The following is a 16551-nucleotide window of genomic DNA, read 5'->3' as shown; positions in this document are numbered from 1 at the left end:
TACTACTACTTACCGCCCGGGTGGCCGGTCGGCGGCACGCAGCGCGATCCGGGTATTGGACTGGGCCACCCCCGCCTCCCCCTTCAGCCTGCGCAGCAGTGCGTCCAGCGCGGCCGGATCAGCCGCGCGGGCACGCACCAGGTAGTCGTACTCCCCCGTCACGTGCACGACTTCGGTGATCCCGGGGAGCTTGGCGACCCGCCGCTCGAACTCCTCGTTGGTGGTCTCCTGCCGCAGGGTGAGGTCGATGAAGACCACGAGGCCGCCCCGCGTATCGGCGGCCGGATCCACGATGACGGTGAAGCCCCGGATCACCCCGTCCCGCCGCATCCGGCGCACCCGGTCGGCGGTGGCGTTGGCACTGAGACCGACACGGACGCCGAGGTCCCGGTACGAGATCCGCGCTTCCTGCGCCAGAATCCCGAGGATTTCCCTGTCGAGGCGGTCCATGCCGCGATTCTCGCAGTGGCGCCCGATATTCGCCGCCCCGTTTCCGGGCCGCTCCCGCACCCTCCCCTCCATGAGCGAACTGTTGACACCGGCCCTGGCGGGCACGGTCGCGGGCCTGGGCGTGGCGATGCCGATGGGTGCGATGAGCGTGCTGCTGCTCCAGCAGGCGATGGGATACCGCCGCGCGGCGGTGGCCGCCGCCGCGGGAATCGCCACGGTGGACCTCGGCTACGCGACACTGGCCACCACCCTGGGCCCCTGGGTCGCCTCCCACGTCACCCCGGTCGAAGCCTGGCTCCGCCTGACCTCGGCCGCCGTCCTCCTCACCCTCGCCACCCACGGCCTCACCCGCGCCACCGCCTCCCGCACAGCCCCAGCCCCAGCCCCAGCGGCGCCCGCCCATCCAGCCCCGCCGGCGTTTGAGGCGCGGGGGCTGGGGCGGAGCCCCGGTTTCGGGAACGGGCCGGCGTCGGAACACGGGCCGGGGCCGGGGCCAAGGCGGCCAGGGCCGGCCAAGACATTCGCGCGGTACGTCGGCCTCACCGCGGTGAACCCCACCACCGCCCTCTACTTCGCCGCCCTCACCACCGCCCAGGCCACCACCCTGCGCACCCCGCCCACCGCCGCCGCCTTCCTCGCCGGCGTAGCCCTCGCCTCGCTCCTCTGGCAGCTGACCCTCGTCGCCCTCGGCGCATTCGCCGCCGACAAGATCTCCCCCGCCGCCCGCATCTGGACCTTTCGCCTCGGCCACGGTCTCGTCGCCGCCTACGCGCTCAAGATCGCCTTCCCCCTCCCATGACCCCCGCCACACCCACCGCCGACCCGACCAGGACCACCCGCGCTCACCCCCTAGGGTGACCCCGTGACGACCCGCCTCTCGGCCCGTGCGGCCATCGCCTCCGTGACCGACCCCGGCAGCTTCACCGAACTCCCCGCACCACAAAGGGACTCGCCCCCGGACGGCCCCCTCGCCTGGTCCGGCTACGACGACTCCCGCGCCCGCGCCGCGCGGCGGACCGGCGAAGAGGAGTCCGTCGTCACCGGCACCGCCCGCATCGGCGGCGCCGAAGCCACCCTGATCTCCTTCGAGTTCGGCTTCCTCGGCGGGTCCCTCGGCGAACGCACCGGAGACCGGCTCGAAGCCGCGTACACGCACGCTCGCACGCACCGCCTCCCCCTCGTGTCCCTCATCGCCACCGGTGGCTCCCGGATGCAGGAGGGCATGCTCGCGCTGACCCAACTCCAGCGCGTGGCCCGCCAGTGCGTGCTCACCCGGGCCGCCGGGGTCCCGCAGATCGCCGTCCTTCGCGACCCGACCACCGGCGGCGGCTGGGCCACCCTCGGCGCGGGGGCGGACGTCATCCTCGCCCTCCCCGGCGCCCAGGTCGGCTTCGCCGGCTCCCGCGTACGGCCGGCGGACGCGGATCCGGCGGCTTACAGCGCCGAGGGCCAGTACGCGGCCGGGCACGTCGACGCCGTCGTACCCCCCGTGGACCTGGCCGGGACCGTCGCCGACTGGCTCCGCCTCCTCACCCCGCCCAGCCCCGCCCAGCCGGCCCCGCCCCCAGCCGCGCTGGGCGACGTACAAGACGTACAAGAAGCGCAAGACGGCGACGGCGACGGCGACGACCCGATTCCGCCAACCGGCTGGGACGCCGTACAACAGGCCCGCCACCCGGACCGCCCGCACGCGCAGGCGTACCTCGACGCGTACTTCACCCTCCGCCTCCCCCTCTCAGGGGACCGGGCCGGCGGCACGGACCCCGGGATGCTCTGCGGATTCGGGCTGCGGGAGGGGCGGCCCGTCGCCTACGCCGCCCAGTGCGGCACCGCCACGCGCCCGGCGGGCTACCGCACCGCGGCGCGCGTGATCCGCCTCGCGGACCGGCTCGGGATCCCGGTGCTCACCCTGGTGGACACCCCGGGCGCGGCCAACGACACCGCCGCCGAGCACGCGGGCGCCGGCGCGGCCATCGCGGACACCTTCACGGCGGTCGCGGCGGCCTCGGTCCCGGTGACCACCCTGGTCATCGGGGAGGGCGGCTCGGGCGGCGCCCTCGCGCTGGCCGCGCCGGGCAACACCTGGGTCACCCCGGACAGCTACTTCTCGGTGATCGCCCCGGAGCTCGCGGCGGCCATCCTCAAGCGCCCCCCGGAGGACGCCCCGGCCACCGCGGACCAACTCCGCATCCGCCCCCAGGACCTGGTCGCCCTGGGCGTGGCCCGCGGCGTGGTCGGCCCGAAGCCGCCCGGGGCTTCCGCATGAGCGGCCACCCTCGCGGAGACGGCCCGCACGCCTTCCGGTAGGTACCGCCAGGACTCACCTGGCGGCCCTGACCCGGGAGTCACCCATGTCACGCACCGCCCACCACATCCGATCCCGCCACATCCACCACCCCGCCGATCTCGCCGAGCCCGGGGCCGAGCCCGGGGCCGAGACCGAGACCGAGACCGGGCCCGGGGCAGGGCCCTGGGCCGGGGCAGGGCCCTGGGCCGGCCCCGGTGCCCCGCTCCTCAGCGTGGTCGTCCGCGATCTGCGCTTCAGCGCACGCCGCCTCGCCGAGGCGGAGCGGGCCGGACGCCGCGTCCGGCCGGAGGCCACCCGCCGCCGCGTCCGGATCAGCCGGCTGCCGCGGCTGCTGCGCGATTCCTCCGTGGCCGTCATGGCCGCGCAGGAGGAGCGCCGGGCCCGGCAGCGGCTGCGCGCCGAGGCCCGGTCGCTGGTCCGCCTCATCGGCAGCCGGCGCGGCGCCCCGCTCGACCTGGCCCGCGCCGAGGACGCGGACATCCCGCCCGCACGCCACCGCCGCGGCGCCCTCTGGCTCGCGTAGGCGCCGACGGGCGGCGGCCCCGGCCTACCGCCACCGGCGCGCGGGGAGCCGTACGTCCGCGGTGTACAGGCGGGTGACCGGGGTGATCTGCTGCGGCAGCTCGTTGTCATCGCTGACGAGGAGCAGCCGCAGCCGGTTGCCGCCCTCGTAACCGGCGACCGCCATCCCCTCCACGTTGTCCCAACTCGCCTTCACGCCAGGCCGGATCGGGCGAACCGTGCCGGGCTGGTCCCCACATGGCGCCCGAAGTGCCGCGCCAGGTGCGCCTGGTCGTAGAACCCCGCCGCCGTCGCCGCCTCCACCGGCCGCATCCCGGCCAGGAGCAGCCGCCGCGCCGCGTCCACCCGCCGCCCGGTCAGGTAGGCGTGCGGGGGCAGCCCGTACGCCCGCCGGAAGCTGCGGATCAGGTGTGTGGGATGTACGTGACCCAGTTCCGCCGACGCCTCCTGGAGGGTGATCCCCTCGGCCACCCTGGCGTCGAGCAGCTCGCGCAGCCGTACGGCGACCCCCTCGCCCGGCGCCTCGTACGCCGCCGGCCCCTCGCGCCCCGCCAGCCAGCGCCACAGCCGCTCCTGTACGAAGGCCAGCCGCGACTCCGCCTCGAACCCCTCGGCCGGCACCGCCACCGCCGCCGCTCCCGCTCCCGCTCCCGACCCCAGCGCCAGGTGCAGCCCGTGCACCCGCTCCCGCAGCGCGGGGTCGCGCAGCAGCGGCGTGTCCACGGCCGCCCCGGCCAGCCCCTCCGGCAGCACCGACGTGTCCAGGTACAGCACCCGCTTGCGGAACCCGGCTTCGGTGACGGTCCGCCCGTCGTGGACCACCCCGGGCGGCAGCAGGACCACCGAATCCGAGACCCCGGCGCCGTGCCGCTCCCGGTCGAGGGCGAAGTCGACGCGTCCGCCGTCCAGAATCATCAGCGCCCACGTGTCGTGCACATGGGCCGGGTACGCATGGTCGGTGAAACGGGCGTGGAAGACCTCGGCGATGCCCGGCACCGGCGGCTGCCAGGCGGAGACCGTACTGCGCGGACGTATCCCGACCATGTCAGGAACGTACAAGACCGACCCGCCCCCGCCCCGGCAGCCTGTCCGCATGACGACACAGCGCGCAGTGAACATCGCGGAGAAACTGGCCGGCTTCACCGAGCAGTGGGCCCCGCGCCGGATCGCCCGTATCAACGACTACGAGGTCAAGGCCGCCAAGCTCCAGGGCGAGTTCGTCTGGCACACCCACGAGGACACCGACGAGCTGTTCCTCGTCGTGAGCGGCACCCTCACCATCCGCCTCCGGGACGGGGACGTCGTCCTGAACCCCGGCGAGCTGTACGTCGTCCCGCGCGGGGTGGAGCACTGCCCGGCCGCCGACGGCGAGGTGTCGATCCTGCTGTTCGAGCCGGCCGGCACCGCCAACACCGGAAGCACCCCCGGCCCCCGCACCCGGGAGCCGGTGGACGCGTAGCGCGGCCGGCCCGGTCAGGCCTGCGGCGACCTGGCGTCGTACCGGGCGAAGCCCCGCCACCGCAGGGCGAGCAGCGCCAGGACGAGCACGCAGGCGAGCCCCCCGCCCGTGATCGCCACACCCGGGGAGGTGAGGTCGGCGACGGTCCCGGCGAGGAAGTCCCCGAGCCGGGGCCCGCCCGCGACGACCACGATGAAGACGCCCTGGAGGCGGCCCCGCATCTCGTCCGGGGTGGCCGCCTGCATCATCGTGGAGCGGAACACCATCGAGGTGGTGTCGGCGAACCCGGCCACGGCCAGGAAGAACAGCCCGAGCCACAGGTTCCGGGTGAGCCCGAAGACGGCGATGGCCAGCCCCCAGGCGGCGACGGAGAGCAGGATCGCCAGCCCGTGCCGGCGGATCCGCCCCTGCCAGCCGGAGAACAGCCCGCCCAGCAGCGCTCCGATCGCGGGCGCCGCCACCAGCAGGCCGGCCGTCTTCGCGTCGCCCCCGTACCAGAGCACGGCGATCGCCGGGAACAGCGCCTTCGGGTGGGCCAGCACCATGGCGGCCATGTCGGAGAAGAAGGTCATCCGGATGTTGGGCCGGGTCCCGAGGAAGCGCAGCCCGTCGAGCACCGAGGCCCGGCCGCGCTCGCCGGGCGCCGAGCCGTCCTCCCGTTCGGGCTTCATCAACGGCAGCCGCCACATCGCGTAGAGGGCCGCGGTGAAGGTGACGGCGTCGATCAGATACGCCACCTGGTAGCCCCACCAGCCGACGACGAGCCCGCCGAGCGCCGGGCCGACCATCACCCCGGAGGTCATCGTCACCGAGTTCAGCGCGTTGGCGGCGGGCAGCTGCTCGCGCGGCAGCAGCCGGGGGATCATCGCGGACCTGGCCGGCCCGTTCAGCGCCCCGCAGACCGCCTGGAGCGCGACGACCGCGTACAGCAGCCAGACCCGGTGGTGGTCCAGCAGCGCGGCGCCGGCCAGCGCGATCGACAGCCCTGTCAGGCCCATGGCGCTGTAGAGGCCGAGCTTGCGCCGGTCCACGGTGTCGGCGATGGCTCCGCCGTAGAGCCCGAAGGCGACGAGCGGGACGAGCGTGAAGAGCCCTACCAGTCCGACGGAGAAGCTGGATCCGGTGATCTCGTAGACCTGGAGCGAGATGGCGAGGGCGGTCATCGCCTGGCCCGTCCAGGAAATGGTGCCGCCGACCCACAGCCGCCGGTAGTGCGGGGAGGTGCGGAGCGGCGTCAGGTCGGCGAATATCCGCCGCCGGGGGCGGTCGGGCGCGGCGATACCAGTCACAACGGATGATAACCAGCAGCCGGTCCGGTCCCGCCGGGCCCGACTTCCCTGTTCACGCACGCGCAACAGTCACCCCATGGGGATCCTCGGCCCCATACCGGGCCCGCGCTTGCCGGTAACTCGCCATTATCGCCTGACATTTGACTGAATCGACGTGCGCTCCCCGCCTGGTGTTCAGCTCATGATGAAAAGACTCGTATGTCCAGGGAGGCGCAGTGATCGAACCTGGCACCAGCACCACGAGCACCAGCACCACGACCGACACGGCCCCGCTCACCGTCGGGGTCGAGGAGGAGTTCCTCCTCGTCGACGCCCGCACCTTCCGGGTGGTCCCGGCCGCCCCGATCGTCCTCGCCACCGCCGCCGGTCTGCCGCACCAGCTGCATCCCGAGGGGACCCGCTACCAGGTGGAGATCTCCACCCCGGTCGCCCACTCGGCGGTCACCCTGCGCGCGGAACTCGCCGCCCTGCGGCGCACCCTCGCCAGAGCCGCCCGCGCGCACGGCTGCCGGTTGCTGGCCGCGCCGTCGCCGGTCGTGGCCGTGGAGGGGCCGCTGCACCTGACGGACGACGAGCCGCGCCAGCGCGAGCAGCACCGGCGGTTCGGCGCGCTCACCGACACCCTGGTCAGCTGCGGCCGGCACATCCACATCGGCACCCTCGATGTGGACACGGCGGTGGCGGTGTCCAACCGGGTCCGGCCCTGGCTGCCCACGCTGATCGCGCTGGCCGCCAACTCGCCGTTCTGGGGCGGCCGGGACACCGGCCATGCCAGCTGGCGGGCGATGGCCTGGTCGGGCTGGCCCTCGGCGGGGCTGCCTCCGCACTTCACGTCCACGGCCCACTTCCGGCGCTCGGTGCAGACGCTGCTCGGCTCCGGGGCGGCCCTGGACACCAAGATGGTCTATTGGGACCTCCGCCCCTCCGGGAACTGGCCCACGCTCGAAATCCGGGCGCCGGACATGTCCCCGGACATCGACACGGCCATCCTCCAGGCGGAGCTGGCCCGCGCACTGGTGGCCACGGCGCTCCGAGAGATCGCGGAGCAGCGCCCTGAACCGGCTCTACGGGACGACGTACTGCGCCTCGCGCGCTGGCGGGGGGCCCACGACGGCCTGGAGGGCTTCGGCCTGGACCCGTACACGGGCGCGGAACTCCCGGCGGCGGACCTCGCGGAGGCCCTGCTGGACCTGGTCGCCCCGGAACTGGCCGCCGCCGGCGACCTCGACCACGCGGCGAAGACCCTGGCCAGACTGCTCCGCGAGGGCTCGGGCGCCCACCGCCAGCGCGCGGCGTTCGCCCGCCGCCAGGACCTGATGGACGTGCTGCGCCACTTGGCGGACGAAACGGAGGACTTCTAGTGACGTGCCCCACAAGGCCGCGATCGCCGGCCGGGCGGGCGATCCGCCACCCACCGGCCCAACTCTCCGGCCCGCCGGACCCGTAGCGGGGCGGAAGGGCCACTGTGACGCGGCAGAGTCGCCGCGTCACACCGGGCCGCGGCGTCAGTCGACGGGCCGTAGCGCCCGCTCGGACCGCAGCCCCGCCCAGGCGGCCACGGCGGCCAGGGCCGCGACCCCGGCGAGGGCGAGGCCCCCGGTCAGGGGCGACGGATCGGGCGGGGCCTGATTCCAGACGTACAGCTGATACTGGGCCTCGGCGGGCAGGTTCAGCAGATCGGCGATCCAGCGGTGCGGCAGGAACGGCGCCGCCGGAAGCATCACGAGCGGCGCGGTCACCAGCAGGGGGCCGACCCCGAGCGCGAGGGTCCCGATGACGCTGCGCAGCAGGGCCGCCGCGAGCCCGGCCAGGGAGATGAAGAGGAACTGGACGAGGAGGGCGCCGGCGATCGCGCCCGCGGCCTGGCCCCAGGTCGCGGTCTCGACGGGCAGGGGAGGCGGCGCGTGGACCGCCCCGCTGCCGCTGAACCCCGGGGCCGCCGCGCGGGGCCGCACCGGCCACAGCCGGGCGAGCGCCGAAGTCCCCAGCCACAGCAGCACGCCGGTGACGATCTGGCTGGCGAGCGACAGGGCGAGCGCGGCACCGGCCTTACGGGCCCACAGCACCCCGACCCGGTTCTCGAACAGGCGCAGGGCGCTCCAGGTGCCGCCCTCCAGGGTCTGGCCGAGTCCGGTCGCGACGACCACTGCTGTGAGGAGGAGCCCCAGCAGGGTCGCGAACTGCCAGGCGGCCGCCCGCAGCGCGGCCGGTAGCGAGGTGAGCGCCGACACCGAGGGGTCGAGCACCCCGTACGAGGCGCCCGCCATCCAGAGCCGGGCGACGAGCGCCAGGGCCAGCACCATCACAGCTGCGGTGGCCCCCCACACAGGAGCGGTCCACAGGGCCCGCAGCTCGCCGGCCCAGGCGATCCCTTCCCCGCGCGTCGGCCGCCGCCGGGTACCGGTCATCAGGCGCGGTCCCGGGTCCGGTTGAGGCGGTCCAGCCCGAGCCAGAGCAGGCCGATGAGGGCCAGGGTCGGCAGGACGCGGAGCAGGACGGGGGCGGTGGAGGGGGCGGTGGAGATCCAGAAGTGGTCCCAGACCCCGTCCACCGCGCCGAAGCCGACGAGGTCGGCCAGCGCGCCCCCGGGAAGCCAGGCGCCCAGCCCCGGGGCGGCGGAGGTGCGGACCACGAGGACGAGCAGCAGCATCCCGGCGAGGAAGGCGCGCATCGGCTGGCGGAGCAGTGCGGCCAGGGCGACCGCGACGGCCGCGGCCCCGGCCAGCACGGCGGCCCCGGCCAGTACGCCGAAAGCGGTGTCGGCGAGGACAGAGCCGACGGCTCCGGGCGAGGGCAGCGGGTAGGCGTCACGGCCGTAGAGCAGGCCGAACGCGGCCGTCACGGCGCCGGACACGCACAGCAGCGCCAGGCTCCACACCCAGATCGCGAGGGCCTTGGCGGCGAGCAGCCGGCCGAGGAAGGACTCGTAGAGGAGGAGCGGCACGATGCTGCCCCGGCTCCACTCGCCGGCGACGGAGAAGGCCGCCAGCATGACGAGGAGCGCGAGCCCCGGCAGGGACGTCAGCAACCGTACGGTCCACAGCAGGGCGCCCACCGGGTGCTGGGCGTGGGCGGCGCGGACTCCTTCGGCGGTGAACCTGTCCTGGATCCGCTCCAGCCCGGCGGCCTCCATGGGCACGTCGGCGAGGCACCTGGCCTTCTGCTCCGGGGTGTTCTGCGCGGACTCGCACGATGCGGGGAGGAAGTCGAGGTTGGCCTGCACCTGCGTGATGTTGTGCGAGGCCATGCTCTGGCTCACCCAGGCACAGTAGAGGGAGCCGAAGACGAACAGCGCGGCGAGGGTCAGTGCGAGCGGGTGCCGCAGCAGCCGCCGGGTCTCGGCCCGGACGAGGCGGTTCACTGGCGGCCGCCGTCTCCGACGAGCCCGAAGAACCAGTCCTCGAAGGCGGCCGGACCGCTTTCGGGGTCGTAGCCGAGCGCGTCGAGGGTGCCGGCGGCGACCATCCGGCCCTGGGCGAGCATGATCACGCGGTGGCAGATCCGCTGGATCTCGTCGAGCTGGTGGCTGGAGACGAGGACGGCGGCCCCCCGCTCGGCCTCCTCGGCCACGATCCGCCGCACCATCCGCAAACCCTCGGGGTCGAGCCCGTTGGTGGGCTCGTCCAGGATCAGCAGATCGGGCTGCTTGAGCAGCGCCGCGGCGATGGCGAGGCGCTGCCGCATGCCCTGCGAGTACGTCCCGAGCCGCCGGTCGGCGGCACCGGTCAGTCCGACGCGGTCGAGCGTACGGGCGATCCGCCCGCCGTCAGGGAGCCCGGCGGTGTCGAGCAGGGTGCGCAGCATGGCGCGTCCGGTGGACCACCGGTGGAAGGCGGGCGCGTCGAGAGCGGCCCCGAGCCGGTCGAGTTGCCGCGGCCGCATGGGCAAGGCCTCCCCGAACAGCCGCACTTCACCGGAATCGGGGGTGGACAGCCCGGTGATCACCCGCATCAGGGTGGTCTTGCCCGCGCCGTTGAGCCCGAGGAGGCCGACGATCTCGCCGGCCTCCAGGCTGAGGTGGACCCCTTCCAGCACGGAGTGCTTCCGGAATCGCTTGGTCACTTCGTGACAGGAAAGGATGCTCATCTTCTCGGATCAGTTGTAGACGACGCGACCCGACGAGTGGACATAGGCCGGAGCGTTGGCGATCTGCAGGTAGTAGTTACCGCCGTCGCTGGCCTTGAACTCCTTGCAGTAAACGCCGTTGTCGCAAGACCAGTCACGCCATGCCACCCACTGGCCGGGCGACCAGGAGATGTCGATCTTGAAATCGTAGCCGATCCGCCCCGTAGCGCCGTTGCTCGTGGCGCACGCGTCCTGCGACGCCGACCGGTAGCCACCAGCGGCCGCCCAACGGCCGGTCTCCGCCCCAACGCCCTTCGATGGCTTGATTCCACCCACAGCAGGAGCGTCCAGGCGAGACCGGTCGCGGGGCGCCCCGCTTGTGACGCGCACCGGCCGAGTCGCTCCTCACGCATGCCGCACACCGTGCCGGACCGGGGCCCCAGCCACGGATCGAGCACCGACCCGCCGTGCAGTCACACGTCAGCCCAGCCACCGCCCGCACATCCGCCCGGTGACGTTCCCTGCGACAGGGAGGGGACCTCGCGGCGGGCTGCGGCCCGAGCGGCGCGCTAGAACTTGGCCATGCGCTCGGCCTCATTCCGAGCGGCGCAGGAAGTCTCCGTACAAGTCGCTCGCGAGGTTGAGGAGCGCGTCGCGGTGGATCATCGTCCAGGTGAAGCAGGCGCCGAGCCGCGTGGCGGCTTGCTCGGTGCCCTGCGGGTAGGGGTGCGAGCGGCGGACGAAGGCGACGACCTCAGTGTCGACCTCGCGGCGGAACGCCTGAATGGCGTGCTTGAACTCGTCCAGCGTGATCAGCACCAGGAGGCCCCGAGGCTGCTCCTCGAAGGCCTGAAGGACGCGCTGCCGCTGTGTGTCGAGACGCTGCCAGGCCTTCAACCAGAGCTCCCGCCTCCGGTTCTGCACGGCGAGGCGATGGCCATGTCTTCTGATTTGACGCTGAGTACGTGGTGCCCGCGACCGGCTCAGGTGCGGATGCCCCGCTGCCGCACGTCCTTGAGGACACTCGCCACGGCTGCGAAGTCGTTGTCCACGTGGAGCACAGTGTGGCCGTGGTGGACCGCGGTCGCGCATACCAACAGGTCGATCGGCCCGGCGGCGCAGTGCTGGCCGCGCTGGGTGAGCTTGTACTGGGCGGTGTCCACCCAGCGCCACGCGTTCTTCGGCACCGCGGACAGTGGACACAACGCGTCCAACTCCTCGGCCAGTTCATCCCTGTGGGACGGGCTGGTGGCTGAGTACAGGAATTCGGTCCTCGTGGGCTCGCAGACACGGAACACCCCGGCGGCGATATGCCCCTCCCAAGGCTGCAGCGCCCCTGGAGTGCGGAACAGATGCCACAGTGCAGAAGTGTCGAGCAGGTACGAGATCACTCGAAGGCCGCCCGCCGCGCCTGCTTCGCAGCGTCGTATGCGGCAGCGGCCTGCTCAAACTCGCCCCGCGCCCCACGGGCAGCCAGGTTCTCCGCGGCCTCCAGCCGCCGCACCCGGTTCACGTAGTCCCTCAAGGCGGCGTTGACCGTCTCCTTCTTCGTCGTGACGCCCATCAACCTCATGGCCTCAGCCAGCGCCTCGTCATCGAGATCAATCTGGGTCACCGACACAGTAACCACCTCCTGAGGGCAATGTATGCATTCACAATACATCGCCAACATGCACTGCGGCAGGAACGACAAATCCCCGCCGATAAAGAACGGAGGCCTGGTTGATTCAGACGTGCGACCGACCACCAGTGGCACGTTCGAGATAGAGATCAGTCAGGAGAAGATCAGCCCCGACCCGCCCGGCCACAGGGTCCAACTCTGGCATCTGACGGCTAAGCCGGCCCGCTCCCAGCGGGCCTGATCCTGCAGTTGAGACTTGTCTCAACTGGACCGGACTCCAGGTCATTCGGGCTGCGTCGGATATGCCGGACATCGGCGTCCACAGCTCGTCCTGTCGATCAAGAAACCTTGACCGCCAGGAGCCGTCAAGGTCCCCGAAGCCTGCGACCCTGCCAGCTAAGACGCTGGCCAGAACGTTTCTGCACTCCTGGCTCGCAGTGGGGCGGGTGGGACTCGAACCCACGGCCGACGGATTATGAGTCCTTTGGGGATCTTGACGGCCCTTGATCATCCCTGCCGATTCCTGACGTTTCCCCAGGTCAAACTGGGGCGTCGTTGTCAGGCTCTACCGGCCCTTGCCGATCCGTTCCTGTCCTTGTGTCCTCACGCCGTCCTCAACGCGTCCCACAGGACACCGCTCAACCAGCAGTCCACGCGGAGAGTCCCAGGTGCCCGCAGCTCACAGAACTCGTGCGCAGCGGATTCCCCTTCCAAAGCAAGGAAGCTCCGCCCCGTAGCTTGGGGCGGAGCCTCGTAGCCCTTGACGGGCCGACATGTCTGCGATCACTTTAGCGCCGCCGACGCAACGACGCTGGGTGACTGGGAGCTTGTGGCGCCCCTGCGAGCGGCACCGACGAGAGCCGGCTTCAGAGCACTCGATTCAGGCCATATTGGAGGCACGAAAAGGGCATACGGCACCTGGGCGTCGGACCGGCGGAGACTTCGATGCCTGCGCAGCTGTGACGAGCCCGTGAAACGGCGGTTCATGCCTGGATCGACCTGAGTGGGACCCGTTCGGGCAGCTGGCTGGGCGCCTGTTTCTATCGGCGTGATGTTGCTTTAGCTGTTGGGCATACAGGACTGGCTGATCGGTGTGGCAGGTATGCCGTCTGTTCCTCTTTCGTGAGTTCGCGGTTGACGGCCGCGCAGATCTTTTGGATCGCTGCGTCAGGCGCGTAGAGGACAATGTTCCTCAGCCGCACCGTGTTATCGCCGCTGCCGGTGGCAAGGGTGCGCCCATCAGGGCTGAACGCCACCGAGCCCACCGTGTTGGTGTGGTCGGTCAGAGTGGTACGGATCTTGCCGGCAGCTACGTCCCACAAGCGCACGGTGCTGTCGGCGCTGCCGGTGGCAAGGGTGCGCCCATCGGGACTGAACACGACCGAACCGACCCAGTTGGTGTGGCCAGTCAGAGTGGCACGGACCGTACCGGAGGCTACGTCCCACAAGCGCACGGTGCTGTCGGCGCTGCCGGTGGCAAGGACTTGCCCATCGGGACTGAACGCCACCGAGTCGACCCGGTCGGTGTGGCCAGTCAGAGTGGCACGGACCGTACCGGAGGCTACGTCCCACAAGCGCACGGTGGTGTCGGCGCTGCCGGTGGCAAGGACTTGCCCATCGGGGCTGAACGCCACCGAGCCAACCGCATCTTTGTGACCGGCCAGAATGGCACGGGTCTTGCCGGTGGCTACGTCCCATAGGCGCACGGTGCTGTCGGCGCTGCCGGTAGCGAGGACTTGCCCATCGGGGCTGAACGCCACCGAGTCGACCCGGTCGGTGTGGCCAGTCAGAGCGGTACGGGTCTTGCCGGTGGCTATGTCCCACAAGCGCACGGTGCTGTCGGCGCTGCCGGTAGCGAGGACTTGCCCATCGGGGCTGAACGCCACCGAGCCAACCGTATCTGTGTGACCGGCCAGGGCGGTACGGGTCTTGCCGGTGGCTACGTCCCACAGGCGCGCGGTGCTGTCGGCGCTGCCGGTAGCGAGGACTTGCCCATCGGGGCTGAACGCCACCGACCACACCGGCCCAGTGTGGCCGGCCAGAGCGACGCGGGTCTTACCGGTGGCTACGTCCCACAGCCGCACGGACATGTCGCTACTGCCGGTGGCAAGACTACGCCCATCAGGGCTGAACGCCACCGAGCCGACCGTATCTGTGTGGCCGATCAGGGCGGCACTCGTGCCGGTGGCTACGTCCCACAACCGCACGGACTTGTCGCTACTGCCGGTGGCGAGAGTGCGCCCATCAGGGCTGAACGCCACCGCGGTCACCGCGTCGGTGTGACCGGACAGGGCAGCGCGGGACTTGCCACTGGCCACGTCCCACAACCGCACGAACTTGTCGCCACTGCCGGTGGCGAGAGTGCGCCCATCAGGGCTGAACGCCACCGCGGTCACCGCGTCGGTGTGACCGGACAGGGCAGCGCGGGACTGGCCACGTCCCACAACCGCACGGACCTGTCGCCACTGCCGGTGGCGAGAGTGCGCCCATCAGGGCTGAACGCCACCGCGGTCACCGCGACAGTGTGGGCGGACAAGCGCCGCTGCAATGGAAGGGCTGCGGCGTTCACCAAGCTTTCGATGGACGCGGGAGTGTCGTCGGCGCGGTAAGCCTTGACGGCCAGGAGCGCGGCAAGATCTGGGTTGGCACTCAGGAGCGCGCCGGACTGGACAGCGAACTGACGGGACAAAGCTGTCTGCAGTTCATGGATGGCTACTTGCCGGCGCCATGACTCCGTCCCCGAGAACACTCCTCCGGCGAGTGCGAGGACAAGCAGGGCTGCGAGGATCGCGATGAGGCGTCTGCTGCGCCGGATGACGGCTTGTTGGTGTTGCTTGCTGGCGGTGAGGAAAGCAGTGATATCGCGTGGTAGACGGCGTTGTTGCGACCATTCGAGGGCTTCTGCGAGTGCTGTTCCCCCAAGTAGGTCTCCGTGGTCGTGCCCTTGGGCGTAGCGGGCCCGTTGTTCGCGGGCGCGCACGAACCATTCGTGGAATCGGTGGTCTTGGCTGACCCAGTCGCGCAGTGTGCCCCAGTCCTGGATGAGTGCGTCGTGGATCAGTTCGGCTACGGGCAGCGCAGGGCTGTTGTCGGAGAGCCCGGAGCTGCGGGGTGTGTGGGTGGTGATGATGCGATGCCGCGTGAGAGCGGCGAGGGTGTCGTCAATGGCTTCGGCGCTGTCGGGCAAGCTGTTCGGGTCAACTGCCAGCTCGCGCAGTTCTTGAAGCGGGACCTGCGCGCGGACGGCGGGAATGTTGTAGCGGGGGTCGGCGGGCCGCACCAGGGAGGTCAGGATGCGCTGTGCGATGGGCTGGTGGTCGGAAGGTATCTGTTCGAGGGCGGTGTCGCACCAGGTGGTTAGGCTGCCGGTGACGCCGCCGACCCGCCGGTAGGCGTCGTGGGTGAGGTAGCCGTCGTGGCGCCTTTCCCACAGCTGGCTGAGTGCCAGCTCCAGCAGTGGCAGCACGGTAACCGGTGCGCGGCGAGTCATGGCTCCCTCTGGGGTGGTGGCCAGGACGTCGCTGATGATCTGTTCGGGCAGCCCGCGCTCGAAGCGGGCGCCCGCGTTCAGGGCGGGCCGGGTGATGATGTCGTGCAGGTCGTCCTCGCTCAGCGTGCCTGGAATGTTGAGGAGTCCGGGCATCGCGGCTTCCAGCAGCTTGGGGGCCAGGGCCGCCTGCTGGGGGTAGAAGTCGTCGCGCATGATCAGGATCACGCTGAGCCTGGCGTGTGATCTGACTGCGGTGGTGATCTGTTCCGTCGCAGCCAGGCGGCGTTCCAGTTGGTGCCCGGTGGAGGGCTGGGTGAGCAGCTCTTCGAACTGATCGACGATCAGCAGAAGGCGCTGACGTCCCGGTTCGGTGGCGAGCGTGTGGCTGACGGCTGCGGCAATCCCGTCGCTCTCCACCCCGAGTAGTCCGGCACGTTCGAGCTCGGCCAGCAGGTCCTGCCTCGGCCGGACGAGCACAGGCAGCCACGTGTCGCTGCCCGGCAGCCCGCCGGAGGCCAGTGCGGGCATAACGCCGGCCTGGACCAGGGATGACTTACCCGAGCCGGAGGGCCCAAGCAGCAGGGTAACCCGCTGCTCGGCCACGTTCGCCAGTACCTGCCGCACCGCATCCTTGCGGCCCTCAAACCACTGGGCGTGTTCCGCGGTGAAAGACTCCAGTCCCCGGTAGGGGTACACATCCCGCTCGCTCAGTGCGGGCCAGATCTCCCGCAGGACCTGAGTGGGAGTGACGTAGGCGATCCCCTGCCCCCGCTCGTGGTCGTCGGGGGCTGTGATCTCGGTCAGCATGCCGATGACCAGGCCCGTCACCTCGTCCACGACCGGCCCGCCACTGAACCCGGTGGTCAGGTCGTTGGCCGCCGTCAATTGCAGATGGACACCCCTACTCTCGGTGGCCGGAAGCAGATCTCCGGCCACGCCAAAGCCGAAGTGCCCGCCTTCCGGGGCTTGGGCGGGGAATCCGAACGAGCGGACTTGATGGCCTCGGCAGCCTGACGCGGAGCCCAACGGCAACGGCGTCAGCCTCGCCGGAAAACTGTTCAGACGCACGATGGCCACGTCTTCGGCCTCGGGGTCACGCCATGGCTCGTCCAGGACGAGCCCCTCCACGGGGCACGCCTCGTTGACGTGCGGGAACACCAGCCGAACACGCTCCCCGGGCCCGCTGCCCGCGGCGCGGACGACGTGCGCGCAGGTAATCAGTATGCCGTCGGCGACGAGGAATCCGGCCCCTGCCACCTGATCGTTCGGCCCGATGACCTGAGCGACGGCGGGGAGGAGTCCTGAGGCGCCGTCTCCGTTCTGGGCCTTGCTTGTGCTGTCCATGGG

Annotated in this window: 18 protein-coding genes; 5 read left to right on the top strand and 13 right to left on the bottom strand. The window is 71.4% G+C overall.

Features of this window, described 5'->3' with window-relative positions; genetic code table 11:
• Positions 1-9: 9 nt before the first annotated feature.
• Positions 10-450: an Lrp/AsnC family transcriptional regulator gene (locus J7I97_RS17650; protein ID WP_214935981.1), complete on the bottom strand. Its 441-nt coding sequence runs from the start codon at positions 448-450 to the stop codon at positions 10-12.
• Between the two features lie 70 nt (positions 451-520).
• Here J7I97_RS17650 and J7I97_RS17645 point away from each other — a divergent pair, with 70 nt between their 5' ends.
• From J7I97_RS17645 to J7I97_RS17635, 3 genes are all read left to right on the top strand, one after another.
• Positions 521-1249: a LysE family transporter gene (locus J7I97_RS17645; RefSeq protein ID WP_214935980.1), complete on the top strand. Its 729-nt coding sequence runs from the start codon at positions 521-523 to the stop codon at positions 1247-1249.
• Between the two features lie 63 nt (positions 1250-1312).
• A complete protein-coding gene (locus tag J7I97_RS17640; protein ID WP_214935978.1) occupies positions 1313-2716 on the top strand; it encodes a carboxyl transferase domain-containing protein in 1404 nt (467 codons plus the stop codon).
• 85 nt (positions 2717-2801) lie between these two features.
• Positions 2802-3281, top strand: a complete 480-nt coding sequence (locus J7I97_RS17635) for a hypothetical protein (protein WP_251058898.1) — start codon at positions 2802-2804, stop codon at positions 3279-3281.
• A 24-nt stretch (positions 3282-3305) separates the two neighbouring features.
• Here the strand turns inward: J7I97_RS17635 and J7I97_RS17630 are convergent, their stop codons facing one another.
• Both J7I97_RS17630 and J7I97_RS17625 read right to left on the bottom strand, forming a co-directional pair.
• The gene (locus J7I97_RS17630; RefSeq protein WP_214935976.1) at positions 3306-3446 is read right to left on the bottom strand and encodes a hypothetical protein; all 141 of its coding nucleotides are present in this window, start codon (positions 3444-3446) and stop codon (positions 3306-3308) included.
• A 26-nt stretch (positions 3447-3472) separates the two neighbouring features.
• Positions 3473-4324 (bottom strand): AraC family transcriptional regulator, encoded by an 852-nt coding sequence (locus J7I97_RS17625; RefSeq protein ID WP_251058897.1) that lies wholly within the window; start codon positions 4322-4324, stop codon positions 3473-3475.
• Between the two features lie 49 nt (positions 4325-4373).
• Between J7I97_RS17625 and J7I97_RS17620 the strand changes: the two genes are divergently transcribed.
• Positions 4374-4739: a cupin domain-containing protein gene (locus tag J7I97_RS17620; RefSeq protein WP_214935972.1), complete on the top strand. Its 366-nt coding sequence runs from the start codon at positions 4374-4376 to the stop codon at positions 4737-4739.
• Positions 4740-4753: 14 nt separating this feature from the next.
• Here the strand turns inward: J7I97_RS17620 and J7I97_RS17615 are convergent, their stop codons facing one another.
• Positions 4754-6028: an MFS transporter gene (locus tag J7I97_RS17615; protein ID WP_214935970.1), complete on the bottom strand. Its 1275-nt coding sequence runs from the start codon at positions 6026-6028 to the stop codon at positions 4754-4756.
• A 215-nt stretch (positions 6029-6243) separates the two neighbouring features.
• Here J7I97_RS17615 and J7I97_RS17610 point away from each other — a divergent pair, with 215 nt between their 5' ends.
• Positions 6244-7389: a glutamate--cysteine ligase gene (locus tag J7I97_RS17610; RefSeq protein WP_214935969.1), complete on the top strand. Its 1146-nt coding sequence runs from the start codon at positions 6244-6246 to the stop codon at positions 7387-7389.
• 144 nt (positions 7390-7533) lie between these two features.
• On the opposite strand, the gene J7I97_RS17605 is transcribed toward J7I97_RS17610, so the two are convergent.
• The 9 genes from J7I97_RS17605 to J7I97_RS38565 form a co-directional block, all read right to left on the bottom strand.
• Positions 7534-8436 carry a hypothetical protein gene (locus tag J7I97_RS17605; protein ID WP_214935967.1) on the bottom strand — a complete coding sequence of 301 codons (903 nt, stop codon included), beginning with the start codon at positions 8434-8436 and terminating at the stop codon, positions 7534-7536.
• A complete protein-coding gene (locus tag J7I97_RS17600; protein WP_214935965.1) occupies positions 8436-9389 on the bottom strand; it encodes an ABC transporter permease subunit in 954 nt (317 codons plus the stop codon). Before J7I97_RS17600 ends, J7I97_RS17605 begins: the two co-directional genes overlap by 1 nt.
• Positions 9386-10090: an ABC transporter ATP-binding protein gene (locus J7I97_RS17595; protein ID WP_214935963.1), complete on the bottom strand. Its 705-nt coding sequence runs from the start codon at positions 10088-10090 to the stop codon at positions 9386-9388. The genes J7I97_RS17600 and J7I97_RS17595 overlap by 4 nt, the downstream gene beginning before the upstream one ends.
• A gap of 33 nt (positions 10091-10123) precedes the next feature.
• Complete coding sequence (locus tag J7I97_RS17590) at positions 10124-10429, bottom strand: hypothetical protein (protein ID WP_214935961.1); 306 nt, start codon at positions 10427-10429, stop codon at positions 10124-10126.
• 258 nt (positions 10430-10687) lie between these two features.
• The gene (locus J7I97_RS17585) at positions 10688-11017 is read right to left on the bottom strand and encodes a hypothetical protein (RefSeq protein WP_214935958.1); all 330 of its coding nucleotides are present in this window, start codon (positions 11015-11017) and stop codon (positions 10688-10690) included.
• A gap of 59 nt (positions 11018-11076) precedes the next feature.
• Complete coding sequence (locus J7I97_RS17580) at positions 11077-11484, bottom strand: PIN domain nuclease (protein WP_214935957.1); 408 nt, start codon at positions 11482-11484, stop codon at positions 11077-11079.
• A complete protein-coding gene (locus tag J7I97_RS17575; protein ID WP_214935955.1) occupies positions 11481-11714 on the bottom strand; it encodes a type II toxin-antitoxin system VapB family antitoxin in 234 nt (77 codons plus the stop codon). The genes J7I97_RS17580 and J7I97_RS17575 overlap by 4 nt, the downstream gene beginning before the upstream one ends.
• Before the next feature lie 1040 nt (positions 11715-12754).
• Positions 12755-14110, bottom strand: a complete 1356-nt coding sequence (locus tag J7I97_RS38570; RefSeq protein WP_308378359.1) for a WD40 repeat domain-containing protein — start codon at positions 14108-14110, stop codon at positions 12755-12757.
• Positions 14107-16548, bottom strand: a complete 2442-nt coding sequence (locus tag J7I97_RS38565) for a trypsin-like peptidase domain-containing protein (RefSeq protein ID WP_251058895.1) — start codon at positions 16546-16548, stop codon at positions 14107-14109. The genes J7I97_RS38570 and J7I97_RS38565 overlap by 4 nt, the downstream gene beginning before the upstream one ends.
• Positions 16549-16551: the final 3 nt, after the last annotated feature.

The sequence above is a fragment of the Streptomyces sp. ISL-87 genome (assembly GCF_018614095.1).
Classification (GTDB): Bacteria; Actinomycetota; Actinomycetes; order Streptomycetales; family Streptomycetaceae; genus Streptomyces.
The sequence above is the reverse complement of the archived record's forward strand: the minus strand, read 5'-3'. Positions and strand labels throughout refer to the sequence as shown.